25 protein-coding genes and 1 pseudogene are annotated in these 25,960 nt (G+C 62.4%); 12 read left to right on the plus strand and 14 right to left on the minus strand.

The annotated features are described in order from the left end of the window. Nucleotides 1–422 precede the first annotated feature (422 nt). The 3 genes from AC1D1M_RS13695 to AC1D1M_RS13705 all read right to left on the minus strand — a co-directional run bounded on the left by AC1D1M_RS13695 (nt 423) and on the right by AC1D1M_RS13705 (nt 3,518). Nucleotides 423–1,178: an HvfC family RiPP maturation protein gene (locus AC1D1M_RS13695; protein ID WP_477776032.1), complete on the minus strand. Its 756-nt coding sequence runs from the start codon at nt 1,176–1,178 to the stop codon at nt 423–425. Nucleotides 1,179–1,181: 3 nt separating this feature from the next. After that, nucleotides 1,182–2,012 (minus strand): HvfB family MNIO-type RiPP peptide maturase, encoded by an 831-nt coding sequence (locus tag AC1D1M_RS13700; protein ID WP_477776033.1) that lies wholly within the window; start codon nt 2,010–2,012, stop codon nt 1,182–1,184. A gap of 171 nt (nt 2,013–2,183) precedes the next feature. Further along, nucleotides 2,184–3,518, minus strand: a complete 1,335-nt coding sequence (locus AC1D1M_RS13705) for an acetamidase/formamidase family protein (RefSeq protein ID WP_477776034.1) — start codon at nt 3,516–3,518, stop codon at nt 2,184–2,186. 410 nt (nt 3,519–3,928) lie between these two features. On the opposite strand from AC1D1M_RS13705, the gene AC1D1M_RS13710 reads away from it, so the two are divergent. After that, nucleotides 3,929–4,975 (plus strand): class I SAM-dependent methyltransferase, encoded by a 1,047-nt coding sequence (locus AC1D1M_RS13710; RefSeq protein WP_477776185.1) that lies wholly within the window; start codon nt 3,929–3,931, stop codon nt 4,973–4,975. A gap of 124 nt (nt 4,976–5,099) precedes the next feature. Further along, nucleotides 5,100–5,942 carry an NAD-dependent protein deacetylase gene (locus AC1D1M_RS13715; protein WP_477776035.1) on the plus strand — a complete coding sequence of 281 codons (843 nt, stop codon included), beginning with the start codon at nt 5,100–5,102 and terminating at the stop codon, nt 5,940–5,942. A 119-nt stretch (nt 5,943–6,061) separates the two neighbouring features. On the opposite strand, the gene AC1D1M_RS13720 is transcribed toward AC1D1M_RS13715, so the two are convergent. Then, nucleotides 6,062–6,958 carry a LysR substrate-binding domain-containing protein gene (locus AC1D1M_RS13720; RefSeq protein WP_477776036.1) on the minus strand — a complete coding sequence of 299 codons (897 nt, stop codon included), beginning with the start codon at nt 6,956–6,958 and terminating at the stop codon, nt 6,062–6,064. A gap of 175 nt (nt 6,959–7,133) precedes the next feature. On the opposite strand from AC1D1M_RS13720, the gene AC1D1M_RS13725 reads away from it, so the two are divergent. From AC1D1M_RS13725 to AC1D1M_RS13735, 3 genes are read left to right on the plus strand one after another with little or no spacing between them, the layout of a single operon-like run. Next, entirely contained in the window at nt 7,134–7,832 is a 699-nt protein-coding gene (locus AC1D1M_RS13725) for a CoA transferase subunit A (protein ID WP_034150336.1), read from the plus strand. 36 nt (nt 7,833–7,868) lie between these two features. Next, nucleotides 7,869–8,534: a CoA transferase subunit B gene (locus AC1D1M_RS13730; RefSeq protein ID WP_057399619.1), complete on the plus strand. Its 666-nt coding sequence runs from the start codon at nt 7,869–7,871 to the stop codon at nt 8,532–8,534. An 11-nt stretch (nt 8,535–8,545) separates the two neighbouring features. Beyond that, nucleotides 8,546–9,727: an acetyl-CoA C-acetyltransferase gene (locus tag AC1D1M_RS13735; protein WP_477776037.1), complete on the plus strand. Its 1,182-nt coding sequence runs from the start codon at nt 8,546–8,548 to the stop codon at nt 9,725–9,727. Nucleotides 9,728–9,869: 142 nt separating this feature from the next. Here AC1D1M_RS13735 and AC1D1M_RS13740 read toward each other — a convergent pair whose 3' ends face one another. Continuing rightward, entirely contained in the window at nt 9,870–10,400 is a 531-nt protein-coding gene (locus tag AC1D1M_RS13740) for a chalcone isomerase family protein (RefSeq protein ID WP_477776038.1), read from the minus strand. Between the two features lie 169 nt (nt 10,401–10,569). Between AC1D1M_RS13740 and AC1D1M_RS13745 the strand changes: the two genes are divergently transcribed. The 3 genes from AC1D1M_RS13745 (at nt 10,570) to AC1D1M_RS13755 (ending at nt 12,880) form a co-directional block, all read left to right on the plus strand. Next, the gene (locus tag AC1D1M_RS13745) at nt 10,570–11,373 is read left to right on the plus strand and encodes a hypothetical protein (protein WP_477776186.1); all 804 of its coding nucleotides are present in this window, start codon (nt 10,570–10,572) and stop codon (nt 11,371–11,373) included. 97 nt (nt 11,374–11,470) lie between these two features. Further along, nucleotides 11,471–12,142: a glutathione S-transferase family protein gene (locus AC1D1M_RS13750; protein WP_477776039.1), complete on the plus strand. Its 672-nt coding sequence runs from the start codon at nt 11,471–11,473 to the stop codon at nt 12,140–12,142. 171 nt (nt 12,143–12,313) lie between these two features. After that, complete coding sequence (locus tag AC1D1M_RS13755; protein WP_477776040.1) at nt 12,314–12,880, plus strand: DcrB/PsbP domain-containing protein; 567 nt, start codon at nt 12,314–12,316, stop codon at nt 12,878–12,880. 3 nt (nt 12,881–12,883) lie between these two features. Here the strand turns inward: AC1D1M_RS13755 and AC1D1M_RS13760 are convergent, their stop codons facing one another. The 3 genes and pseudogenes from AC1D1M_RS13760 to AC1D1M_RS13770 form a co-directional block, all read right to left on the minus strand. Then, nucleotides 12,884–13,600 (minus strand): alpha/beta hydrolase, encoded by a 717-nt coding sequence (locus AC1D1M_RS13760; protein ID WP_477776041.1) that lies wholly within the window; start codon nt 13,598–13,600, stop codon nt 12,884–12,886. Between the two features lie 152 nt (nt 13,601–13,752). Then, nucleotides 13,753–14,850, minus strand: a pseudogene (locus AC1D1M_RS13765) (succinylglutamate desuccinylase/aspartoacylase family protein); the annotation flags it as partial. Between the two features lie 97 nt (nt 14,851–14,947). Continuing rightward, nucleotides 14,948–15,727, minus strand: a complete 780-nt coding sequence (locus tag AC1D1M_RS13770; RefSeq protein ID WP_102672653.1) for an ABC transporter substrate-binding protein — start codon at nt 15,725–15,727, stop codon at nt 14,948–14,950. Nucleotides 15,728–16,057: 330 nt separating this feature from the next. Here AC1D1M_RS13770 and AC1D1M_RS13775 point away from each other — a divergent pair, with 330 nt between their 5' ends. Then, nucleotides 16,058–16,696, plus strand: a complete 639-nt coding sequence (locus tag AC1D1M_RS13775) for a type 1 glutamine amidotransferase (RefSeq protein WP_477776042.1) — start codon at nt 16,058–16,060, stop codon at nt 16,694–16,696. Nucleotides 16,697–16,717: 21 nt separating this feature from the next. Here the strand turns inward: AC1D1M_RS13775 and AC1D1M_RS13780 are convergent, their stop codons facing one another. Continuing rightward, entirely contained in the window at nt 16,718–17,152 is a 435-nt protein-coding gene (locus AC1D1M_RS13780) for a rhodanese-like domain-containing protein (protein ID WP_477776043.1), read from the minus strand. Between the two features lie 101 nt (nt 17,153–17,253). On the opposite strand from AC1D1M_RS13780, the gene ftrA reads away from it, so the two are divergent. Then, nucleotides 17,254–18,240 carry a transcriptional regulator FtrA gene (gene ftrA, locus AC1D1M_RS13785; protein WP_477776044.1) on the plus strand — a complete coding sequence of 329 codons (987 nt, stop codon included), beginning with the start codon at nt 17,254–17,256 and terminating at the stop codon, nt 18,238–18,240. A gap of 58 nt (nt 18,241–18,298) precedes the next feature. On the opposite strand, the gene AC1D1M_RS13790 is transcribed toward ftrA, so the two are convergent. Genes AC1D1M_RS13790 through AC1D1M_RS13810 form a run of 5 tightly spaced genes read right to left on the minus strand, consistent with a single transcriptional unit; the run spans nt 18,299 to nt 22,993 of the window. Beyond that, complete coding sequence (locus AC1D1M_RS13790; protein WP_477776045.1) at nt 18,299–19,339, minus strand: ABC transporter substrate-binding protein; 1,041 nt, start codon at nt 19,337–19,339, stop codon at nt 18,299–18,301. A gap of 35 nt (nt 19,340–19,374) precedes the next feature. Beyond that, nucleotides 19,375–20,544, minus strand: coding sequence for an acetylornithine deacetylase (argE, locus tag AC1D1M_RS13795; protein ID WP_477776046.1), 1,170 nt, complete (start codon nt 20,542–20,544; stop codon nt 19,375–19,377). Then, entirely contained in the window at nt 20,537–21,211 is a 675-nt protein-coding gene (locus AC1D1M_RS13800; RefSeq protein ID WP_477776047.1) for a DUF1028 domain-containing protein, read from the minus strand. Before AC1D1M_RS13800 ends, argE begins: the two co-directional genes overlap by 8 nt. A gap of 10 nt (nt 21,212–21,221) precedes the next feature. Next, a complete protein-coding gene (locus AC1D1M_RS13805; protein WP_003201555.1) occupies nt 21,222–21,632 on the minus strand; it encodes a RidA family protein in 411 nt (136 codons plus the stop codon). Continuing rightward, entirely contained in the window at nt 21,632–22,993 is a 1,362-nt protein-coding gene (locus AC1D1M_RS13810; protein ID WP_477776048.1) for a flavin-containing monooxygenase, read from the minus strand. The genes AC1D1M_RS13805 and AC1D1M_RS13810 overlap by 1 nt, the downstream gene beginning before the upstream one ends. A gap of 274 nt (nt 22,994–23,267) precedes the next feature. Between AC1D1M_RS13810 and AC1D1M_RS13815 the strand changes: the two genes are divergently transcribed. Next, entirely contained in the window at nt 23,268–24,644 is a 1,377-nt protein-coding gene (locus AC1D1M_RS13815) for a pyridoxal-phosphate dependent enzyme (protein ID WP_477776049.1), read from the plus strand. Continuing rightward, on the plus strand, nt 24,641–25,819 hold the full coding sequence (locus AC1D1M_RS13820) for a trans-sulfuration enzyme family protein (RefSeq protein ID WP_477776050.1): 1,179 nt from the start codon (nt 24,641–24,643) through the stop codon (nt 25,817–25,819). The genes AC1D1M_RS13815 and AC1D1M_RS13820 overlap by 4 nt, the downstream gene beginning before the upstream one ends. Nucleotides 25,820–25,960: the final 141 nt, after the last annotated feature.

Below are 25,960 nucleotides of genomic sequence, written 5' to 3' on the forward strand. Positions count from 1 at the left end.
TCGCTCCCACAGAAGAGCAAAGGCAGAGCGGCGTACACCCTCGCTCTTCACCACTCATCAGGCCGAGCGTTAGCTCGCCTGCAGCTTTTGATCTTGATCCACCCGCCCCCTCGGGAGGCTGAGTGGAGGTGTTCATCCGGGGATTGGCGCGTAGCGCCGTTCGACGCAGTCGAACACATTGCATGTAGGTCGAAGCGAAGCCGACCGGAGGGCAATGCCCCCGGATGAATACCGGAGCGAAGGAACCCCGAGCCTAAGCGAGGGGCCGGACGTTCGGGGCGAGACTTTTGGTTCCTTTGGGGCGTTTGCCAAAGGGACTCGCCGTAAGGGCGAAACCATAAGCCGCCGTTACCGAAGAAACGGATATGTACTCGACCACCCAGAAACCTGGTCGGCCCAAAGGCCGCCAAGGTCAAAGAAGATCAAACAACCCCAACAACCCCCTCCTCATGCATCTGCCGCAACAACGCCAACCCACCCTCCAGAAACTCCAAAGCCCCCACCGCCCCCGCCTCCACCGCCAACCCCTGCAACTGCGCAAGCCCGGTCAGCCCGGGAAACTCGCCAATTCGTTGCAACAACCGCCACGCCAACGGACTCAATCCGGAAAACTTCACGCTCCAGTCCTCGGCGCGACGCACCAGCAACAACGTCGGCTGATCAGGTAAAGCATCCGGCTGGTAATCCGGCCCCAGCAATTGCACCGGCCATGCATAAGCCAACGGCCAGGCCAGCGGCGACACCTGCAAGGGCCGATCCGCCAGCAACGTCGCATCACCACCAACCAAGGGCTCGGCATCAGACTGTTGCAGCGCCATTTCCACCCACTCGTAATGCGCCAACTCCACCATGAACGGCGGCCACGGCCCATCGCTCAACGCCCGAGGCTCGGCCGCGAGAAACTCGACAAACTCCTGAGCAATCTCACCAAATTTCGGCGTGCGGGCGCGGTAGTCCCGCAGAAAAATCCGTACCAGCGAACGCCAATCCTCATCCCCAAGAATCCTCACCAACACCGGAAAGGTGCCACTGAGCAGCGAAGACAGGTTGGCGAACACCAGATCGCGGTAAACCTGAGCCCGCGCCGGGTCCATTTCCGCGGGAGGCACACAATGCTCGGGATCACGCAGGTACTGGCCCATGCTGCTTTGCTGTTGATGCAACAATTGCTTGCTCACGGTTCAAACCTCCTGTTGCAGGCGGCGAATGGTCTGCAATTCCGCCACCAGTTCAGCGAATGCCGGAAAATTGAAATCGCGTTCCAGCAAGGTCGGTTGCGCATCAAACCTGGCATAAGCCTGGGCCAGCAACGACCACACCGCCGGTTTCACCGAAGCGCCATGGGTGTCGATTTTCAAGGTGTCGGATTCATCGAAATGCCCGGCAATGTGCATCGCCACCACCCGGCCCGCATCGATGCCTGCCAGAAACGCCTGCGGATCGAAGCCGTGATTGATCGAATTGACGTAGACATTGTTGACGTCCAGCAACAGGTCGCAATCGGCCTCGCGCAACACCGCATTGGTGAACGTCACCTCGTCCATGTCCTGCTGGGGCGCGGCGTAATAGGAAACGTTTTCCACCGCCAGACGTCGGCCGAGGATGTCCTGGGCCTGACGGATACGCGCCGCGACGTGGTGCACCGCTTCTTCGGTAAACGGCAGCGGCAACAGGTCGTACAGGTGACCGTCATCGCTGCAATAGCTCAAATGCTCGCTGTACAGCGGCACCTTGTAGTGATCGAGAAACCCCCGGACTTCCTGCAAAAACCCGACGTCCAGCGGCGAGGGCCCGCCCAGGGACAGGGACAGGCCGTGACAGGACAACGGATAGCGCTCGGCCAGTGCCCGCAATGCCGCACCATGGGCGCCGCCGATGCCGATCCAGTTTTCCGGGGCGACTTCCAGAAAGTCGAAATCGCCTGCCGGTGCGGCCTGGAGGTCTTTCATTAAACCGCGGCGCAGGCCAAGGCCGACGCTGGCCTTCGTTACAGGAGTGACGGGGGTTTGCATGATGTCGATCTCAAACGGTGTCTGGGGGCGCGGGCGCCGAATGGATGCCCGCCGTCAGACATAGTTAATCGAAGCGGTGTATCGGGCCTGTGTTCACTTGTGCCGGAAAATGCCAGCGTGTGTATCGCCAGCAAGTCCATACACACTGTGGTACAGACCCGCCATTGGCTGTCAGGCCAGGTCGTATTTCTCACGCACCAGATGGCCGATGCCCATGCGATCGAGCACATTCATCGGGCACAGGAACGTCACACGCACGGTGCCCGGCAGGCGACTGATGTCGATCGATCCGGTGATGGTGGCGCGGTTGAGGACTTCGTCATAAGGCAGGCCGGTGACGGAAGCGGCGCGTTGCAGACCGCTTTCCACCGCGAGATTGAGGTTCTCGCCGCTGCCTATGAAGGTGATCGGGCCGCTCTGTTCGATCTCGTGCTGGCCCCAGCGCTCGCCCAGCTCACGGACTCTTTCCCATTGTTCGGCGTCCATTGGCCGGGCCATCGGCGGCAGGTCATCGAGATTTTGCAACAGGATCGGCCCCTCCAGTGTCAGGTTCTTCACCACCTGCACCACCACTTCGGTTTCCCCGGAACAATCGGTGGCATGCCCGGCGATTTCGCCGTTGCCCTGCTGCGCATGCATGTCGCCCATGTACACCCCGGCACCGGGCACTTTAACCGGGCAAATCAGTACGCAGCCTTCGCGGATCGAGTTGGTGTCCATGTGGCCGTCGGTTTTCGCCGCGTGCAGTTCTTCGCGGGTCATGCCGAAACGGTGCGGTGCATTGATCAGGTACTGGCCGAAGTCGGCGCAGTTGTGGGAGTCGGGCAAGTCCCGGGATGGCAGGGTGCCGATGTTGCCGAGAAACGGCCGCATATGCGCAGCAACGCCAGGAATATCGGCACGGGCCAGGGACAGGATCGAATGCTGGGCAGCGAATTCCGGCAACGCCGACATCTCTGATGCGTTACCTGCCAGCCGATTGGCGACGTCCTGGTTGACCGTCAGGCTGACCTGGTTCTGCGCATCGAACACAATCACATAACCGTGGCTGAAACGAAACGCGCTGACCTCGGCACCACAGTGGTTACAGCGAATGGCCTCGGCACCGATGCCGTCGACATGGCTGGCGGGATGATCGGTGCCGCACGTGGAGCAAAATTTCGAGACGAACGGATCGCCGTTGTACCGCCCCTCAACAAAGCTCATGACCCCGGATGAAGTCGCTAACGACGTCACACGCATGCTTTTGATTTTGATGGCCACCGCATCACCGATTTGCGCACCGGCGATCGCCACCGGTTGCGTCACTTCATGCCCGCCCTCGAAGGCGGGCGTAATCATCGGTCCCCAACAGCCCGGTGGCGTACCGGTGATCAGCGTGCCGCCGTCGGCCAATGGCCCGAGCATCGGCTGGCTCGGACCGATGATGCCGTTGGTGTAGTGATCGACCCGCAGGCGATCCACGGGTGTGACGTTGGGATCGGGTTGAGACACAAGCGTTGTCATGGAAGTCCCCTTGACCGCATCAGGCGCGGAACAGAGTCAGGAGCGTACGGCCGCCGGTTGCGACGGCCAGGGAAAGAGTCTTGGCCGCCACGGTTTAACGGTGCCAAAACGACCTTCACAGTTCATCGCAGGTTTGTATCGGGTCTGTGTTCGGCTGGGGCCTGGAGTTGCGCGGGACTGTATCGGAAGGCGGGTTAGATACAGTGAGATACATCGCTCCCACAGAATCCAGTGTCAGTCGGGGAAATGTAGCTTTCGTCACTCAAGGCGGCGCTGTATGGCCTGCCAGCTAAACTAAATGCACGCAGGACCCGCTTGGTGCCCTGCACATTCCCACGACCACCGCCCAGCGGCGAACACCTCGCCAGACAATGCCCCTGGACCGTGATCCTGCTGAAGGAGCACACATGATGGACGAGGCCAGACTCAACGATTTCATGGGCAAACTGGTAAATGACATGGGCGGTGCGGCGATGCTCGCCAACGTGATCCTCGGTGAAGAGCTCGGCCTGTACCGGGCGATGGCCGACAGTCAGCCAATCACCCCCGAAATCCTCGCCGAGAAAACCGGCTGCAACACCCGCCTGCTGCGCGAATGGCTCAGCGCCCACGCCGCCTCCGGCTATATGGAACACCGTGACGGCCAGTTCAGCCTGCCCGAAGAGCAAGCCATGGCCTTGGCAAACGAAGACTCACCGGTTTATGTGGCGGGCGGGATCAGCGTGGTCGCGTCGTTTTTCCACGACAAGGACAAGCTGGTCAAAGCCATGCGCGGCGACGGCGCCCTGCCCTGGGGCGATCACCATCCGTGCATGTTCAGCGGTACTGAACGCTTCTTTCGCCCAGGCTACAAAGCCCATTTGGTCGCCGAATGGTTGCCGGCCCTCGACGGCGTCGTGGCCAAACTGGAAGCCGGGGCCAAAGTGGCGGACATCGGCTGCGGTCATGGCGCCTCGACGGTGATCATGGCCCAGGCGTATCCGGATTCGCGCTTCGTCGGTTTCGACTACCACGCGCCCTCCGTTACCGTCGCCACGCAACGGGCCGAAGAAGGTGGTGTGTCCGATCGGGCCCGGTTCTTCCAGGGCACGGCCAAAAGCTACCCCGGCAACGACTACGACCTGATCTGCTACTTCGACTGTCTGCACGACATGGGCGACCCGGTAGGCGCGGCCAAACATGCTTATGAATCATTGAAAGACGACGGCACCGTGCTGCTGGTCGAGCCCTACGCCAACGACTTGCTCGACGACAACGTCAACCCGGTAGGTCGCCTGTTCTACGCGGCGTCGACCTTTATTTGCACGCCCAACTCGCTGTCCCAGGAAGTCGGCCTCGGCCTGGGTGCCCAGGCCGGTGAAACGCGGTTGCGCAAGGTATTCACCGAAGCGGGTTTCACTCAATTCCGCCGGGCGACTGAAACGCCGTTCAACCTGATCCTGGAGGCACGTAAATAATCCCCGCCGCCATCTCTGTAGGAGCGAGCTTGGTCCGGGCGGCGATCCGACGATGGTGTGTCAGCTATATTGATGTCGACTGACACTCCATCGCGAGCAGGCTCGCTCCTACAGGTTTCCCGGCATGCTCGATCGCCAGACCCGTGACCAACTCGATCGCCTCCATCAGTTCATGGCCGACGCGCCGTTTGCCGTGCTGACCGGTGCCGGTATCAGCACGCCCTCGGGCATCCCGGACTATCGCGACAACCAGGGCGTGCGCCGGGGCCGACAGCCGATGATGTACCAGGAGTTTCTCTCCGCCCCTGAGTCCCGGCGGCGCTATTGGGCGCGGGCGATGCTCGGCTGGCCGAGGGTGCGTCTGGCACAGCCGAACGTGGCCCACGACACCCTGGCCCGTTTGCAAGGCACGCGACAGATCAGCGGGTTGATCACCCAGAACGTCGACACCCTGCACGACCAGGCCGGCAGCCGTGACGTGATCGAACTCCACGGCAGTTTGCACCGGGTGTTATGCCTGGATTGCGGCCAGCGCAGCGAGCGCGATTCGATCCAGCGCTTGATGGAAACACAGAACCCGTACCTGGCCGGCGTCGACGCGATGCAGGCGCCGGACGGCGACACCTTGCTCGACCCGGCCTTCGAGGCACGCTTCCAGGTCCCGCGCTGCCCGCATTGCGCCGGGGAACGGATGAAGCCGGATGTGGTGTTTTTTGGTGAGAACGTCGCGCAGGCCACGGCGGCCAAGGCCATGGCGGCCGTCGAACAGGCTGCCGGGCTGTTGGTGGTCGGCTCGTCGTTGATGGCCTATTCGGCGTTTCGCCTGTGCCGGGCGGTGGTGGATCAGGGCAAGCCGCTGATCGCGATCAACCTGGGCAAGACCCGGGCGGATGAGATTCTGGATTTGAAGATTGAGGGGGCGTGCGAGCGGTTGTTGCCAATATTGGCGAAGCTACTTGGCAACTGACGAAACCAGCCCCCTGTGGGAGCGAGCCTGCTCGCGATGAGGGCAGCACATCCAACACATCTACTGACTGATCCACCGCCATCGCGAGCAAGCTCGCTCCCACAGGGTCCGGCGCACATTCAAGAAAATCGCTGCCCAAGGTTTTCCTCCTTCAGCACATCAAACAACGCCTGCGCCGCCGCCGACAGCTCTCCCCCAGGCAAAGTCAACACCCCGAGCGCCCGCTCCACCACCGGGTCACGCAAAGTGATGCAACGCGCGCCCAGCTCCCGCATCTGCCCGGCACACAAGGCCGGCACCGCGCTGACGCCCAGGCCACTGGCGACCATGCGCCCGACTGTCGCCAGTTGATGGCTTTCAAACTCCACCGGCAGCTTCATGCCGCGGGCCTGCAAGTGCTCTTCCAGCATCACCCGCACCGTCGACGGACGCTGCAAGGTAATGAACGGCTCCTTGAGCAAGGTCTGCCAGTCGATGTCATCGAGTTCGGCCAGCGCCGAATCCAGGGGCACCACCGCGACGAAACGGTCGATGTACAGCGGCGTGAATTGCAGCGACGAACTCTGGGTCGGCTCGAACGCCACCCCCAGCTCCACCTGGCGGTCACGGACCATTTCCAGCACTTGCTCGTTGATCACGTCATTGACCGTCACGTTGACGTTCGGATAACGGGCGCGGAAGGTCTTGAGGATCGGCGGCAGCAGGTTGCCGGCGAACGACGGCATCGCCGCCAGAGTCACGCGACCGCGTTGCAGGGTGAAGCGCTGGCGCAACTCATCCTCGGCATTGTCCCAGTCGGCGATCAGCCGGCGCGCCAGCGGCACCAGGGATTCGCCTTCGGCGGTGAGCGCCACGTTACGCGTGGTGCGGGTGAACAGGCGCCCGCCCAGGCCTTCCTCCAGCGCCTTGATGGTCAGGCTCAGGGCCGATTGCGACAGGTGCAGGCGCTCGCAGGCCACGGCAAAGCTCAGGCTCTGGGCCACAGCCAGAAAGGCGCGGATCTGCTTGACGGTCATGGGGCAAGGCTCCAGTTGTAAGCTACAGGTTCTAAGCTGAAAAGGACGGGGCAGCACATTATTGAGCTTTATCAATCAATCCGCTCTAAAAAACAACTTAACAAATGAATACTCCAGCGAGACACTCCATCCCATTCGGCTAGCCAGCCGCCCACAAAGAATAAAAGAGGTGCATATGGCAGGTTTCGACAAGCGTGTGAGTTCCTACGAGGAAGCTCTGGCAGGTCTTGAAGACGGCATGACCGTGATCGCCGGCGGCTTCGGCCTGTGCGGGATCCCGGAAAACCTGATCAACGAGATCAAACGCAAGGGCACCCGCGATCTCACCGTGGTTTCCAACAACTGCGGCGTCGACGGTTTCGGCCTCGGCGTACTGCTGACCGACCGCCAGATCAGCAAAGTGGTGGCGTCCTACGTCGGCGAAAACAAGCTGTTCGAAGAGCAACTGCTGAAGGGCGAAATCGAGGTCACCCTGACCCCGCAAGGCACCCTCGCCGAAAAAATGCGCGCAGGCGGCGCCGGCATCCCGGCCTTCTTCACCGCCACCGGGGTTGGCACGCCTGTCGCCGACGGCAAGGAAGTCCGCGAATTCCATGGCCGCAAGTACCTGATGGAAGAATCCATCACCGGCGACTTCGCCATCGTCAAAGGCTGGAAAGCCGACCATTTCGGTAACGTGATCTATCGCCACACCGCCCAGAACTTCAACCCGCTGGCGGCCACCGCCGGCAAGATCACCGTGGTCGAAGTCGAAGAAATCGTCGAACCCGGCGAGCTGGACCCGGCGCAGATCCACACCCCTGGCATCTACGTCGACCGGATCATCTGCGGCACGTTCGAGAAGCGCATCGAACAGCGCACCGTGCGTAAGTGATCCCCTGCCCCCGGACCGAATGAAGGAATAACAACAATGGCACTTTCCCGCGAACAAATGGCTCAACGCGTCGCCCGCGAAATGCAGGACGGCTTCTACGTGAACCTGGGCATCGGCATCCCGACCCTGGTCGCCAACTACATCCCTGAAGGCATGGAAGTCATGCTGCAGTCGGAAAACGGCCTGCTGGGCATGGGTCCGTTTCCTACTGAAGAAACCATCGATGCCGACATGATCAACGCCGGCAAACAAACGGTGACCGCACGTATCGGTGCTTCGATTTTTTCCTCGGCCGAGTCCTTCGCGATGATCCGCGGTGGTCATGTCGACCTGACCGTACTGGGCGCCTTTGAGGTGGACGTGCAAGGCAACATCGCCTCGTGGATGATCCCCGGCAAACTGGTCAAGGGCATGGGCGGCGCGATGGACCTGGTCGCCGGCGCAGACAACATCATCGTCATCATGACCCACGCGTCCAAGGATGGTGAATCCAAGCTGTTGTCCCAATGCAGCCTGCCGCTGACCGGCGCCGGGTGCATCAAGCGCGTGCTGACTGACCTGGCCTACCTGGAAATCGAAAACGGCGCGTTCATTTTGAAAGAGCGTGCACCGGGTGTCAGCGTCGAGGAGATCGTCGCCAAGACTGCCGGTAAACTGATCGTGCCGGACCACGTGCCGGAAATGCAGTTCGCTGCCCAGTGAGGAATCATTCCATGCAAGAAGTCGTCATTGTTGCCGCCACGCGCACCGCGATCGGCAGCTTCCAGGGATCCCTGGCCAATGTGTCCGCGGTGGACCTGGGCGCTGCGGTGATCCGCCAGTTGCTGGCGCAAACCGGCCTGAACCCCGCAGAAGTCGATGAAGTGATCATGGGCCAGGTGCTGACCGCCGGCACCGGGCAAAACCCTGCGCGCCAGGCCGCGGTCAAGGCCGGCCTGCCGTTCTCGGTGCCGGCCATGACCCTGAACAAGGTCTGCGGCTCCGGTCTCAAGGCCCTGCACCTGGGCGCCCAGGCGATTCGCTGCGGCGATGCCGAGGTGATCATCGCCGGCGGCCAGGAAAACATGAGCCTGGCCAACTACGTCATGCCCGGTGCCCGCACCGGCCTGCGCATGGGCCACGCGCAAATCGTCGACACCATGATCAGCGATGGCCTGTGGGATGCGTTCAACGATTTCCACATGGGCATCACCGCCGAGAATCTGGCCGAGAAGTACAGCCTGAGCCGCGAGCAGCAGGACGCGTTCGCCGCCGCCTCGCAGCAGAAAGCCGTGGCCGCCATCGAAGCCGGGCGCTTCGTCGATGAAATCACCCCGATCCTGATCCCGCAGCGCAAGGGCGATCCGCTGTCCTTCGCCACCGACGAGCAGCCACGGGCCGGCACCACCGCCGAATCCCTGGGCAAACTCAAGCCAGCCTTCAAGAAGGACGGTTCGGTGACCGCTGGCAACGCCTCATCGCTGAACGACGGTGCCGCGGCTGTGATCCTGATGAGCGCTGAAAAGGCCAAGGCCCTCGGCCTGCCGGTACTGGCGAAAATCGCCGCCTACGCCAACGCAGGCGTCGACCCGGCAATCATGGGCATCGGCCCGGTGTCGGCCACCCGCCGTTGCCTGGGCAAGGCCGGCTGGAACATCGACCAACTGGACCTGATCGAAGCCAACGAAGCCTTCGCCGCGCAATCGCTGGCCGTGGCCAAGGACCTGGAATGGGACTTGAACAAGGTCAACGTCAATGGCGGCGCCATTGCCCTGGGTCACCCGATCGGTGCCTCGGGTTGCCGCGTGCTGGTGACCCTGCTGCATGAAATGCTCAAGCGTGACGCCAAAAAAGGCCTCGCCACCCTGTGTATCGGTGGTGGTCAGGGCGTGGCACTGGCGCTCGAGCGGGCGTAAGCCCACAGCGTTCAACAGAGGGCGCGGGGACCCACGAAGATCCGCGACCGTCTGGAAAAACACCCGGTGCGATGCAAGTCGCACCGGGTTCTTTTTTGCCTGCGTTTTTTCAGGTAGACCGCGTTATCGTTCATCGCAAAGTCTACGGGGCCATGCCCAGCAACTGCTGGCGCAACTCAGGGTTGTTGGTGCGCGGATCGAGCCAGATGGCAAAAAACGCCTGGGCGAATTGCAGGTCCTTCACTTCACGCAGCAACTGCTGGCCGAGAAAAAACCGCGCGCCCTGCCCCGGCAGATACACACCGGTCAGCCGCGTGCCGGCCTGCACATCGACGAACGACTGTTGCATCTGCGTCTGCCAGGAGGCCAGTTGCTCGGCACTGATCGAGGTGCCGGCGAGTCGCTTGATTTCCCTGACGCTGGCGTTCACCAGGTCATCACGGGAAATGCTGCGCTGATAGATCAGCTCCAGGGCAAACGGCTGGTCGCCCGCCAAGGGCCGCGAGGTACTCCACAGCCGTGCGCTGTAGACATCGAAACCGTACTTGCGAAACTCGCCGCTGCCGAGGATTTGCGCTCCGGGCAGCGAATCCTGCCAATTGGCCAGGGCCTGGCAGCTCAGCAAGACAAGCAGCCACAGGCCATGGCGCAGCGGTGATCGTTGGCGGTTCATGGCGGTTGGCCTCATTGCGGGATTCCCAAACAAAACGTATGCGCGATAGACCCTTTCGTACAATTTCCAAAAATGGCTCTATTTTTGTATACAAAATGCACATGCACATAAAGAAATCTATCCGATGCAATGTTACCGTTGCTACCTCACTCAGGTCGGAGACGTGCGCGTGTTGATCCTTAAACTGCTGGTGATTCCAGGCTTCCTGCTGCTGATTTCCCTGGCTGGCAAACGCTGGGGGCCGAGCGTGGCCGGTTGGTTGTCGGGATTGCCGGTGGTGGTCGGGCCGATCCTGTTGTTCCTCGCCCTTGAACAAGGCCCGGCGTTCGCCGCGCATTCGGCCACCGCCGCGCTGTCGGCGATGTTCGCGATGATTGCGTTTTGCGTGACCTACGCTCAGGTCGCACAACGGGCCGGATGGCCGCTGGCGTTGCTGATCTCGCTGTCGGTCTGGGCGCTGGTGGCGGTTGTCCTGTCGCTGATCCCGGCATCCCTGGTGTTTTCAGTGTGCGCCGCCGCCACCGCGCTGCTCGCCGCACCATACCTGTTCCCCGCCGTGCAACCGGTGCTCAGCGGCCCGGCGCCGAAATCCGACAAGCTCCTGCTGCGCATGCTGGCCGGCGCATTGCTCACGTTGGTCGTGACGCTGCTGGCCAGCACCGTCGGCGACCGCTGGAGCGGTCTGCTGGCGGTGTTCCCGGTATTGGGCAGCGTAATGGCGGTGTTCTCCCAGCAAACCCGTGGCCCGGCCTTTACCGCCGCGCTGCTGCGCGCCACCGCCACCGGCATGTATTCGTTCGCCGCCTTCTGCCTGGTGTTGGCGCTGGCACTGCCGACGATGGGAATGAACGCTTTTGTGCTGGGCGTCGCGGTGTCGGTGGCCATGCTGGGCGTGACCAAGCGTCTGCTGGCGCGGCCGGCTGGCCCCAACGCGCTGAAGGAACCGTCAAAGCGCCAGCAACCCATTCGATAATTTCGCACGAGTAGAACAAAAACCTCGCACGTCAATCGAACGGGTTTGCTTCAACATCAGCCTCAGTTCCAACCCCTACCCGACTGAGGCCTACAGCATGAAATTCTTTTTCCACCCTTCGCCGAACCCGATGAAAGTTGCCCTGTTGCTCGAAGAGCTGCAAACGCCTTACGAGTTGATCGGCGTCGACACCTTCAAGGGCGAGCAACACCAATCAACCTTTTTGGCGATCAACCCGAACGCCAAGGTGCCTGCACTGGTTGATGGCGAAGCCACCGTGTTCGACTCCCAGGCGATCCTGCTGCACTTGGCGCAAAAACATCAGCGCTTTGTGCCGACGTCCGCTGCCAGCCAGGCCGAGATGCTGTCGTGGCTGATGTTCATCGGCACCGGCTTGTCGCCGTTCTCCGGCCAGGCCGTGCACTTCCTGCACCACGCACCGGAAGATCTGCCTTACGCGAAAAACCGCTACTTCAAGGAAGTCGAACGTCACTACCGCATCCTCGACGAGCGCCTGGCCCAACATCAATACCTGGCGGGCGACACCTACAGCATCGCCGACATGGCCTTGTGGGGCTGGGCCAACTACGCGCCGTACATCCTCGGCGAGAGCGGTCTGGCGGCCTACCCGAACGTCAAGCGCCTGTACGATGAAATCAGTGCCCGCCCGGCGGCCCAACGCGCCCACGGTTTGAAAGAGAAACTGGTGCTCAAGGCCGAATTCGACGAAGAAACCCGTCGCAACCTGTTCCCGCAAAACCAGGCGTAATCCGCCGGTTCCAGCCTTCGAGGGTGATGAAATGAGTGATCAATGTGGCGAGCCCCCTCGCCACAGGAAAGCGACCTCACCCAAGTGACCGCTCGGTAGAGCACGCTGGAATCCATCACAACCTCCATGGGATGATCGCGCCCCACCGCGCGCCCATCCCTGGAGATTCCGATGTCATTGTTGAGTAAAAAAGCCCTTGTCCTGCTGCTGGCAGCCGCTACCGGCCTGGGGGCTTTGAATGCGCAGGCCGCCAAGGCCACTTCCAGCGATGCACCTGCCCAGAAAGTCTCGATGCTCGGCGGCAAGTTCACCTTCAACCTGCCCAAGGGTTTCATCGCCAACCCGCTGCCCGCCAGCCCGGACGGTGCCAGTGGCACCCTGTACAGCAATGAAACCACCAAGACCGTGGTGATCGCCGCGGAAAACACCCTGCCCAACGGTATCAGCGTCAAGGACAACGACGGCGCGTTCCTCGACGGCACCGTGGCCGATTTCGATGCGGCGCAACACAAATCCCTGCCCGACTACAACAAGCTCAGCGAGAAAGCCCTGACCCGGAAAACCGGGCTGGGCCTGCGCCAGGTCGACGGCACCGCCACGCAGGGCGGTGGCATGACCCTCACCACCACGCTGATGGCCGCATCCGGCCCCCGCATGGCGGTGATCCAGGTGATTTCCCGCCCAGGCGACATGGCGGCCCACGACACCCTGATCAAACAGATCGTCAGCGGGAAATGAGGCTCAGGGGTTGAGACGCTGCAACCAGGCGCTCAAGTCCTGTATCTCGTCGGCGCTGATGTTGTGACCGACACCGGGGTAGCCGTGAAACTCCGGTTCGAGTGACACGCTCTGCAACAGGCTGTTGGCTTCGGTGCCGTCGCTGTAGGGAAGGCGTTTGTCCTGTTCGCCATGACCGATGAAAATCGCCAGCGACTGACGTTTTTCATCGGGTTGGAGCTCGGACTTGAGCACCGGCAGAATCCGCCCGCTCAATGCAGCGATCCCGCCCAGCGCCTCGGGATGCCGCAGGCCTGTTTCGTAGGACATGATCGCGCCCTGGCTGAAACCGACCAGGAACACCTTCTCGGGTTCGGTGTGATATTTCTTCGTGGCCTGTGCGACGAAGTCCAGCAGCAACTGGCCACTGGACTTCAGATCATCGGTCTCGCCGTTGTAGGCCCCTTCGCCCTTCTTGCGAAACCACTGATAGCTGCCCGCCTCCATCACCAAAGGTGCCCGCACCGACAGGTAGGTGTAGGACGCGGGCAAGTCATCCTTGATGCCGAACAGGTCCTGCTCGTTACTGCCGTAACCGTGGAGGAAAATCACCAGGGGTTGATGGTTCGAATCGGCGCTGGCCTGCTCCAGGTACTTGAGCGGCAAGTCGGTTTGCAGCGGGGCTTGGGCGTGGACGGCAGTGGATACCAAGAGCGTGAGCAGCGCGAGAATCTTCAACATGGGTCTTCCTTCACGGAATGCAGGATTCGGGGAAGAGCCTAACACTGGTCAGTAGGCAGGAACATCTCAGGAGTGGCTGATGCCGTCATCGCGAGCAAGCTCGCTCCCACAAGGATTTCGCATACCCTGTGGGAGCGAGCTTGCTCGCGATGCTTCCCCACCCGAATCGGCTCGCGCCCGGCGACTTTCGCCTGCCAGCTGCCTGGCTGGGTGTAGCGCCCACGGTCGAGGGCAAACAGCACGCCGCTGGTGCCGGCCTGCACGGTGGTGACCTTGTCGTTCAACGGGTCGACCACCTCGAACAGCGCATCACCCTTCTCCACCCACTCTCCGGCCTCACGCAGGAAACTGACCACGCCGTGATGCGGCGCGAACAGGTATTGGGTGCCTTCGAATGGCATGCCTTCACAGCAGTCGGCCGGTGCCGCCGGCCAGGTGCCGGAGATCAAACCCTGCTCGGCGAGGAACCCGAGAATGGCCTCGCAATTGGCCTGGGCCTGGTCGACCCGGGTGTCGCCCATGCTGCCCAGCTCCAGGGTGGTTGCCAGGTTGGCCGGTGGAATCGCCGCCGCCGGGAACGCCCTGGCCAGACGCAACCATGGCGAGGAACAGGATTCATCGAACGAGCTGCCGCCGGAGTCTTCACACAACAACGCAACGCCGGCCTTCAGGCGCGCCGCCAGGGATTGCCATTGCGGCCAGTGCTGCGGCAACGCGTAGATGTGGATGGCCGCGTCGAAATCGCAATGCAGGTCGAGGGTGATGTCGGCGTCGCAGGCATGACGCAGCAACAGGCGGTGCATGGCTTCCAGCTGCGATGGCGCTGCCGGCAAGCCGTCGAGGACCTGGCCCATGGTCTGGCGAATCAGCGCGATGTTGGCCTGGGCGTCAGTGCCCAGGCGATCACCGATCAAGGCGGCCACCGGCGCACTGAGTTCGACGAACGAGCGGTTGAAGTTCTTGCCGCTTCCGAGTTCGAAACGCCCCAAGTGGCTGCCTTGCAAGTGCTGGTCGAGGCCAATGGGATTGGCCACCGGCACCAGTTCGATCACACCGTTCAATTGGCCTTGCTGTTCAAGTTCGGTCAGGCGCTTTTTCAATTCCCAGGCCGTGCGCATGCCCGGCAATTCGTCGGCGTGCAGGCTGGCCTGGATGTACACCTTGCGCGTGCCCGCGCCATAACGAAACACGCTGAGGGTGCGCTCGGTGCCCAGGTGGCTCCAGGGAAGTTTGTGGTCGATGCGTTGCATGGGAGAACTCCTGATGTCTGTACGGCGGGCGCTGAAAATGATTGCACAAAAAAAATGGCAACCGCGCCAACGGTTGCCACTTTTTCAGCCCGCTCGCTTACTCGCCGTAAACGTCAAACTTGAAGTACTTGTCCTGCACTTGTTTGTACTTGCCGTTGGCGCGGATTTCGGTGATTGCGGTGTTGAACTTGTCCGCCAGTTCTTTATCACCCTTGCGCACGGCAATGCCTGCGCCGCCACCGAAGTATTTCGGATCGTTGTACTCAGGGCCGACGAAGGCAAAACCTTTACCGGCGTCGGTTTTCAGGAAACCGTCGTCCAGGTTGACCGAGTCGGCCAGCAGCGCGTCGATGCGACCGGAGACCATGTCCAGGTTGGCTTCCTGCTGGGAGCCGTAGCGCACCAGGACAATCCCCGCCGGTTGCAGCACTTCAGTGGCGAAGCGGTCGTGGGTACTGGCGCGCAGCACACCGACTTTCTTGCCCTTGAGCTCGGTCAGCGGGTCTTTGACGTCGCTGCCTTCCTTCATCACGAAGCGCGCCGGGGTGTGGTAGTACTTGATGGTGAAATCGACGTTCTTCTTGCGATCGTCAGTGATGGTCATGGACGACAGGATGGCGTCGATTTTCTTGACCTTCAGCGCGGGGATCAGGCCGTCGAACTCCTGCTCGACCCAGGTGCACTTGACCTTCATCTGCTCGCACAGCGCGTCGCCGATGTCCACGTCGAAACCGGTGAGTTTGCCGTCAGGGGTCTTCATCGAGAATGGCGGGTAGCCGGCTTCGATACCGATGCGGATCGGCTTGGCGTCTTCAGCCACGGCGGTCAGGGACAACATCGACAGTGCCAGGGCACCGAACATCACTAGCTTCTTCATTTATAACTCCTGTGTGCGGAGGCTTTTATTGGCAGCTTCGATTGGCAGCGTTCGGTCATCGCTTTGTGAGTGGGAACCGAAGTGGCCGGCAGTCTAGAGCGGCTACAGGAGGGCAAATTACGCCGAGGCGACAAATATTTATAGAAAAGTGGCGCCAGACTGGAGGTGTTGGGGTGAACGCGCCATGACGGTGCAAAGTCCGTCAGACAAGCCGCGTTTTCAGACCAGACCTACAGGTTTTCCGGATTCATCCGACGGAATGTACCGACTGGCGGTGCCGGATGTTTTACGGCACATTGAGCGCCCTTGCGTCCCATCGAGAGTAGCGTGATGCCCACGTTGAACCTGATCCAGCACCACCCCGCCGAAGGTCCCGGTGCCATCGCCATTTGGGCCGAATCCCGAGGGCTGATGCTGAACGTGTTTCGCGCCGACCTCGGCCAATTGCCGCCCGTGAGCGCCGACCCCGTGATCCTGTTGGGCGGGCCTTATGAATCCAATGCCGGTCCGGCCTGGCTGGAAGCCGAACGGCAATGGCTCAGAGGCAGCCTGGATCTGGGCGGGGCTGTTTTCGCGATATGCCTGGGGGCACAGTTGCTGGCGTTGAGTCTTGGCGGGAATGTACGGCGCATGGACCAGACCGAAACCGGATGGACCACCGTGACCTTTATCGATGGACAAACGCTGAAGGTGCTGGAGTGGCACGAAGACGTCATCGACCTGCCACCTGCCGCGCAGCTGTTGGCCAGCAGCGAGCACTGTGTGCAGCAGATGTACCGCGCCGGGCCGACGCGGCTGGGGTTACAGTTTCATCCGGAGTGGAACGCCGAGTCGGTGGCCCTGCTCAACGCGCATTTTGGCGATGAGTCGCCGTTGCCACGAGGGCCGCAGGACGATGCGGCCTACGCCGATGTGTTGGCGTGGTTGCAGGCGACACTGGATGAGTGGTGGGCGGCCGGAAATGAATAAAAAAGATCTTTTTCGGTTACATCAACACTCGCAACCGACCACGCTGCTGGCTTGCCGCTGCACCCCGACACTCAACTCAAACCCTTCATCCAGCCACCCGGTCACGCCGCCGATCATCTCCTTGACCGGATAACCCAGGACCGCCAGTTTCACCGCCGCCTTGTTGGCGCCGTTGCAATGCGGCCCGGCGCAATAGACCACAAACAGGCTGTTGTTCGGATAACCCGCCAACCCTTCGGCGCTCAGCAGGCGCCCGGGAATGTTGATCGCTCCCGGTACATGCCCGCGCTCGAACGCCAGCGGACCACGAACATCCACCAGAATGAAATCGACTTCGCCAGCCATCTGGCTGCCGTGGACGTCGGAACAATCGGTTTCGAAGGTCAGACGGTTGCTGAAATGCATCAGGGCAATGGCCGATGGGGCGGCGGGAATTTCGCGAACCAGACTGGTCATAGGCTGTACTCCAAAGAGGCAGTGGGTGTGGCAAGACTTTATCCGCCAGCCACTTGCGGCTACAGTGGCGCACAAGACACCCACCGGGAACTTTCCGCCAAATGCACCCCACCCCAGGAATGGTCGCGATTCTGGCCTACGATGGCCTCTGCACGTTCGAGTTCGGCATTGCCGTGGAGATCTTCGGCCTGCCACGACCCGAATTCGATTTCCCGTGGTACGAGCATCGTATCGTCGCCGTCGATCAAGGCCCGATGCGTGCCATGGGCGGCATCCAGGTCCTGGCCGATGGCGGCATGGAAATGCTCGCCGACGCACGGACCATCATCATCCCCGGCTGGCGCGACCGCAGCGCCGCAGTGCCCGCGGAGCTGATCGCCGCCCTGCGCCAGGCCCATGCGCGGGGTGCGCGGTTGCTGTCGATCTGCTCCGGTGTTTTCGTTCTCGCCGCCACCGGGTTGCTCGACGGGCACGGTGCGACCACGCACTGGCGCTATACCTCGGAACTGGCCGAGCGGTTTCCCGACATCCTGGTGGACCCGGACGTGCTGTATGTCGATTCCGGCCAAATGATCACCTCCGCCGGCAGCGCGGCAGGCATCGATGCCTGTCTGCATCTGGTGGCACGGGATTTCGGCACGCAGGTGGCCAATGCCGTAGCGCGACGCCTGGTCATGTCGCCGCAACGTAGCGGTGGTCAGGCGCAATTCATTCCGACGCCGGTCAGTCCTACACCGCGCAGCGATCTTTCCCGCGTCATGCAGTGGGCACGCGAGCGATTGCACGAGCCGCTGGAGGTGCGTGACCTGGCCAGCGAAGCCGCAATGAGCGAACGCACGTTCCTGCGCCGCTTCACCGAAGCCAGTGGCCAGTCCCCGAAAACCTGGTTGCAGCACGAACGTCTGGGCCGCGCCCGCGAACTGCTGGAAAGCAGCGACCAGAACACCGAGCAGATTGCCGAACGTTGTGGCTATCGCTCGGTGGAAAGCTTCCGGGTCGCGTTCCGCACGGTGGTTGGCGTGCCGCCGTCGGTGTATCGGGAGCGGTTTGGGCGTGGAGGCAACGCTGTACCTTCGGTTGGCCGATAAGGCCCAATCGCGGGCAAGCCCCCACACACAGGGTTTTGGGTGTTCACAGGTTTCTGTATTACCGCGCAGCCCAGGCATTGAAGCGCTGTTCAAGCTCCTCGCCATGGTCGACCCAGAACTCCGCGTCCACTGCCCGGGCACCGGCCAGGTTGGCCTCGGCGGTCGGCAGTTGCTGCTGCACGTCCTTGGGCAGCAATGGCAGGGTCTGGCGATGCACCGGTCCGTAAGGGATGTTTTCCGAGAAAACTTTTTGCGCCTGCGGCTGGCTGGCGAACGCGATGAAATTTTCCGCCAGCGCCTTGTTCGGCGTGCCTTTGACCACCGCCCAGTATTCCGGGTCGTACAGGCTTTGCGGCCAGACGATGCTCAGTTTCATGCCTTCCTTTTGCGCCGAAGCAATCCGCCCGTTGTAGGCCGCGCTCATTACCACGTCGCCGGCGACCAGCCATTGCGCCGGTTGGGCGCCCGCCTCCCACCACTGGATGTTCGGCTTGATCTGGTCGAGTTTGGCAAAGGCCCGTGTCACGCCTTGCGGTGTATTCAAGACCTTGTACACGTCGTCCGCCTTGACGCCGTCGGCCAGCAAAGCGATTTCCAGGGTGTACTTGGCGCTCTTGCGCAGGCCGCGCTTGCCCGGGAAGTCGGCGACATTCCAGAAGTCCGCCCACGATTGCGGGGCCTTGGCCTGCTTGCTCTGGTCGTAGGCCATGACCATCGACCAGACGTAAGTGGCCACCCCGCACTCGGTCAGCGCACCGGGCACAAAGTTTGCCGAGTCACCGAAGCGTCCTTGATCGAGCTTCTCGAACAGACCCTCCTCGCAGCCGCGCAACAGCTCGGGGCTTTCGACTTCGACCACGTCCCAACTGGTGTGACCGGCCGAGACCATGGCCTTGATCTTCGACAGTTCGCCGTTGTACTCACCGGCGATGATGTTGCCCGCGCCGCTGGCGTTGAAGGGCTGGAAATAGGCCTTATCCTGAGCCTGTTTGGTAGCACCACCGAAGGAAATCACGGTGAGGTCCTGGGGGGCCGCCCACACACTGGCACTCAGCAACGCCAGGGCAAACGGAACACTGCAACGCAAGGATCTGGACATGGAACGCTTCCTCGGGGCTTGTCGGCCCGTTGTTGTTATGGGTGTTCGGATTCACTCAAGTACGCCGCCAGGCGATCCATCAAGCGGTCACAGGCCGCCATCTGATCAACGCTGACAAATTCATCGGGCTTGTGTCCCTGATCCATGCTGCCGGGACCGCAGACCACCGAAGGAATGCCGGCCTGATCGAACAGCCCGCCTTCGGTGCCAAAGGCCACGGTGCTGAACTCGTCGCTGCCGCACAGCTGGGCAATCAGCCGGGCCGCCGCGCTGTCGGTGGGTGTCGCCAGGCCGGGATAGGCCGAGATTTTTTCAAAGCGGATGCCGGTATCGGTGTCCACGGCCTGCATGGCCGGCAGCAACGTCTGCTCGGCGTAGTCCTTCAGTTCATCGACGACCACTTGCGGGGCGAAGTCCGGCAAGGCGCGGATCTCGAAATCGAAACGGCAGTCCGCCGGAACGATGTTCAGCGCCGTGCCGCCCTGGATCAGGCCGACCTGCACGGTCGAGAACGCCGGATCGAAGCGATGGTCATGCAATGGCGGCCGGGCCAGGGTGGCGCCGATGTCGCCCAGCCGACCGATCAGGCGCGCGGCCTGCTCGATGGCATTGACCCCATAAGGCGCGTAAGCCGAATGACAGGCGGCGCCGCGTACGTGGCAACGCATCGCCAGTTTGCCCTTGTGGCCGAGCACCGGTTTGAGCTCGGTCGGCTCGCCGATCAGGCACAACGCCGGAGCCGGGATGCGTTGCGGCAGCACCTCCAGCAAACCGCGCACGCCGAGGCAACCGACCTCTTCGTCATAGGAAAACGCCAGGTGCACCGGGCGCTTTAATGGGCTGGCGAGAAACATCGGCACGGCCGCCAGCACAGAAGCCAGATAGCCTTTCATGTCCGCGGTGCCGCGACCGTAAAGCTTGCCGTTCGCCTCGCTCAGGCAAAACGGTTCGACCGTCCAGGCCTGGCCGTCCACCGGCACCACGTCGGTGTGCCCGGACAGCACGATGCCGCCGGCCACGCGCGGGCCGACCGTGGCCAACAGATTGGCTTTGGTCCGCTCGGCGTTGTAGATCAGTTCGCAATCCACGCCCAGTCCGTGCAGGTAGTCGCGCACGAACTCGATCAGCTCCAGGTTCGAATCGCGGCTGACCGTGGCGAACCCGATCAATCGCGCGAGCATGGCGCGGCTGCGCAACTCACTCATCGCCGGGCACTCCATACGCGGGGGCCAGGGTCGGATTGAGGGCGCGGGTCAGGTAGTCCTGCAATTGCGGCTCGTAGGCCGTCCACAGTTTGCCCAACTCGCCAATCGGGTTTTCATCGGCCCAATCCACCCGCAGGTCGACAATCGGCCAGGTCAGGTCACCGACCACCGACAGCGCCGCCGAGTGCACCGCGCCGGCTTCGCCCCCCGCATCCTGCCCGGCCTGCAAGGCGTTCATCAGCCGGGTGGCGAGGCAGCCTTCGCTGTTTTCGAACGCCGCGACCATCGCTTCGATCACCCCACTGTTGGCCAGCAGGTTACCGGCCGCCACGCATTGCTCACCGGCCAGGGCGTTGTTGATGCCCAGGGCATGGTTGCCGCTGAACACCGCCGTGCGCCCGTGGGCATCGACCACCGCCACCTGGCGGTACTGGCTGTAACCATTACGGGTCAATGAGTGGTCCAGCGCCTGGGGTGGCGCCGAGCCGTTGGCCAGTTCATCGAGGATCTGCGGACCGAGGGCCGGCAGCGTGATGTTCTGGCTCGACACCGCGCCGACACCGGCACGCAGCCACGGGCAGCGCGCGCCGACGGCAATGCTCGAGGAGCTGATGGCAATGCCCAGCTGGCCGGTCTCGGCGCAGCGACCCACGATGGAAAAAGTCATGGCGAATTCCTTATTCAGGGATGACAGCGATCACATCGATTTCCATCAGCCACTGCGGCTGGCCGAGGGCACTGACCACCAGTCCGGTGGAAATCGGGAACACGCCCTTGAGCCACTTGCCGACTTCCTGGTACACCGGCTCGCGGTAGCGCGGGTCGATCAGGTAAGTGGTGGTCTTGACGATGTGGCTCAGGTCGCTGCCCGCCTCTTCCAGCAATTGCTTGACGTTGCGCATGGCCTGCTCGGCCTGGGCGCGCGGATCACCGAGGCCCACCAGTTGGCCGTTGAAATCGGTGCCGACCTGACCACGCACATACACGGTGTTGCCGGCACGCACGGCCTGGCACAGGTCGTTGTCGAGCGTCTGGTTCGGGTAGGTGTCTTTGGTGTTGAACATGCGGATGCGGGTATGAGTAGGCATCAACGAACTCCCATGAGGCTGGCTTTCTGAATAGGTGCACGGGCGGCTTCGGCTTGACGCTGGGTCGCATCCCGATAGTTGAGATAGGTGTGCTGTTTAACGATGTGATCGGCGATGTGCTTGGCGTCGTGCCAAACGCCCCAGATAAACGCGGAGCCGCGGCGGGACTGCCAAGGCAACCCGACGAAATACACCCCCGGCTCGGCCGACACACCGCGCTGGTGCTGCGGTTTGCCGTTGTCCTTGAAGGCATCGACCTTCAGCCAGCTGTAGTCGGTGGAGTAACCGGTGGCCCAGATGATCGTGGTGACGCCGGCCTTGAGCAGGTCCAGTTCCAGGATTGGATTTGTCACGCAATCCGGGTCCGCCAGCATGGCCCGGGCTTCGGGTTCCAGCGGCAGGTCCAGGCCGTTGCGTTCGATATAGGCGTCGGCCTTGTCGAGCAGCGCCAGGTAATTTTCATCGCCACGGCGGATGTTGTCGGCGAGGTTGTCTTCGAAACTCACCACAGCGCCGTTGAACGACTGGGTCAGGCCGACCAGGGTCATGCCTTGGTGAGCCAGCCGGCGGAAGTCCACGGTGTGGCCGCCACGGGCACCGCTCACGGCGATGGTCACGTGTTCCTTGCCCGGTTGCATGGCTTCGGCATCCCACTCGCCGAGCACCCCCAGCCACCAGCAGAAATCACGGTTGCGATAGGCACGGGGCGGACGGTCATGGGCGCCCACCGACAGGTAGACCTGCTTGCCGGAACGTTGCAATTCATCGGCGATCTGCACGCCCGACGAACCGGCGCCCACCACCAACACCGCGCCTTCGGCCAGTTGCTGCGGGTTGTAGTATTGGGCGGAGTGAATCTGGGTGATGCCGGCGATTTCGGGAGCAATTGGCGGAATGGCCGGACGCTGGAACGGACCGGTGGCGACCACTACGTGGCGGGCCTCGATCACCCCATCAGAGGTTTCAACAGTGAAGCCCGGACGATCAGCGTTGCGTTCTACTTTCTTGACTTCAATGCCGGTACGGATCGGCGCGTTGAATTTGCGGGCGTAGGCTTCGAAGTACTCAGCCACTTGCTCTTTCCCGGCAAAGGCATCCGGGTCCAGACCGTCGAACTCCAGCCCCGGGAAGCGGTCGTGCCAGACCGGACCGTTGGCCACCAGCGAATCCCAGCGGCCGGTGCGCCAGGCTTCGGCGATACGATTGCGCTCCACAACGAGGTGAGGCACGCCGAGCTTGCTCAGGTGTTCACTCATGGCCACGCCGGCCTGGCCGGCGCCAACAACAAGCGTATCAATTGCGGTTTTATCAACTGTCATGGCTGTGCACTTCTGAAAGGTGGTTTGATTCAGGTCGGTCATGGCTGCCGCCTCGATTCTGATCACTGTTGTTCTTCTGCTGCGGCTATCGGTGTCAGGGTGTTGGCCGCATTCTGTTCGGAGCCGGGAAATAGCGAAATTATGTTTTTTGTGGTCGCTGGCGAGGAAAAAGCGTCGAGGCGACCGATTGGCCGCATGAGGTTGCAGCGGACCCGATCACGGCCTATGGTCCTAGCGATGCAATGCCCGTGACCGGCGCAAAGACCCGGCGCGGATTGCTGTCCATCCAGTGCGGATTCACGCAAGGAGTGATGACATGCCCGACAATTCCCGTCCTGCCGTACTAGAACTGATTGGCAATACCCCGCTGGTGCGCGTCAGCCGTTTCGATACCGGCCCGTGTACGCTGTTTCTCAAACTCGAATCCCAGAACCCCGGCGGTTCGATCAAGGACCGCATCGGTCTGGCGATGATCGATGCCGCCGAACGCGATGGCCGCCTGCGCCCCGGCGGCACCATCGTCGAAGCCACCGCCGGCAACACCGGCCTCGGCCTGGCCCTGGTCGGCCGCGCCAAGGGCTACCGGGTGGTGCTGGTGGTGCCGGACAAGATGTCCACCGAGAAGGTCCTGCACCTCAAGGCCATGGGCGCCGAGGTGCACATCACCCGCTCCGACGTCGGCAAGGGCCATCCCGAGTATTACCAGGACGTCGCCGCGCGGCTGGCCGCGGACATTCCCGATGCGTTCTTCGCCGACCAGTTCAACAACCCGGCCAACCCGCTGGCCCACGAATGCAGCACCGCGCCGGAGATCTGGGCACAAACCCAGCACGATGTGGACGCGATCGTCGTCGGTGTCGGTTCGGCCGGCACCCTCACCGGCCTGACCCGCTTCTTCAAACGCGTGCAGCCGGACCTGGAAATGGTCCTGGCCGACCCGGTCGGTTCGGTGATGGCCGAATACAGCCGCAATGGCACCCTCCCCACCCCCGGTTCCTGGGCGGTGGAAGGCATCGGCGAAGACTTCATTCCATCGATTGCCGACCTGTCCAGCGTGCGCCACGCCTATTCGATCAGCGACGAGGAAAGCTTCGACCACGCCCGCCAGTTGCTGCGCGCCGAGGGCATTCTCGGCGGCTCGTCGACCGGCACTTTGCTGGCGGCGGCGTTGCGTTACTGCCGCGAACAGACCCAGCCGAAACGGGTGGTGAGCTTCGTCTGCGACACCGGTACGCGTTACCTGTCGAAGGTCTACAACGACCAGTGGATGAACGATCAGGGCCTGCTGCAACGCAAGCACTACGGCGACCTGCGCGACCTGATCGCACGGCGCTTCGAGGACGGCCGGGTGATCAGCGTCGGCCCGGATGACACGCTACTGACGGCTTTTCAACGCATGCGCCTGGCGGATGTATCGCAGTTACCGGTGCTGGTGAACGGCAAACAACTGGTCGGCGTGATCGACGAGTCCGACATCCTGCTGGGCGTACATGAAGACGTTGCGCACTTTCGCAAGGCCGTATCCAGCGCCATGACCGACAAACTGCAAACCCTGTCCCCCGGCGCCTCACTGGCTGAACTGGAGGCCGAGCTGGGCCGTGGACTGGTGGCGATCATCCAGGACGCCTCGGGCTTCCACGGCCTGATTACCCGAACCGACATGCTCAACCATTTGCGGAGATCCCTGCCATGAGTCAGCACGATGAAAATGCCCCGCCACGGGGCTTCGCCACCCGCGTGATCCATGCCGGGCAAACGCCGGACCCTTCGACCGGGGCGCTGATGCCGCCGATCTACGCCAACTCCACCTACCTGCAACAGAGCCCCGGGGTGCACAAGGGCCTGGATTACGGGCGTTCGCACAACCCGACGCGCTGGGCCCTTGAGCGTTGCGTGGCCGACCTCGAAGGCGGCACCCGGGGCTTTGCCTTCGCCTCGGGGCTGGCGACCATTTCCACGGTGCTCGAACTGCTCGACGCCGGCTCGCACATCGTCTCGGGCAATGACTTATACGGCGGCACCTTCCGCCTGTTCGACAAGGTGCGCCAGCGCAGCGCCGGGCACCGTTTCAGCTTCGTCGACCTGACCGACCTGGCGGCGTTCGAGGCGTCCCTGCAAGACGACACTCGGATGGTCATGGTCGAGACTCCGAGCAATCCGCTGCTGCGCCTCACCGACCTCGCCGCCATCGCCCGCACCTGCCGCGCCCGCGGCATCATCTGCGTGGCCGACAACACCTTCGCCAGCCCGTGGATCCAGCGCCCGCTGGAGCTGGGCTTCGACATCGTGCTGCACTCGACCACCAAATACCTCAACGGTCACTCCGACGTGATCGGCGGGATCGCCGTGGTCGGGCAGAACGCCGAACTGGCCGAGCGCCTGGGTTTCCTGCAAAACGCCGTCGGCGCCATCGCCGGCCCGTTCGATGCCTTCCTCACCCTGCGCGGGGTGAAGACCCTGGCCCTGCGCATGGAGCGGCATTGCAGCAACGCAATGGAGCTGGCGCAGTGGCTGGAGCGCCAACCTCAAGTCTCACGGGTCTACTACCCGGGCCTGCCCTCGCACCCGCAACACGAACTGGCCCAACGGCAAATGCGCGGTTTCGGCGGGATGATTTCCCTCGACCTCAACAGCGACCTGGCCGGCACCAAACGTTTCCTTGAGAACGTGCAGATCTTCGCCCTGGCCGAGAGCCTGGGCGGCGTGGAAAGCCTGATCGAACACCCGGCGATCATGACCCACGCCACCATTCCACCGGCTACCCGGGCGGAGCTGGGGATTGGCGACGGGTTGGTGCGGTTGTCGGTGGGGGTCGAGGATGTCGAGGACTTGCGTGCGGATCTGGCGCAGGCTTTGGCAAGGATGTAAATCACCGGAGTCGTGGGACACAACAAAACCTGTGGGAGCGAGCTTGCTCGCGATGGCAGTGTGTCAGTCAGCGTCATTGCCAACTGATCCACCGCTATCGCGAGCAAGCTCGCTCCCACAGGTCTTTTTTTGGACCGAAGC

It is taken from the genome of Pseudomonas sp. P1_F7 (assembly GCF_056405655.1).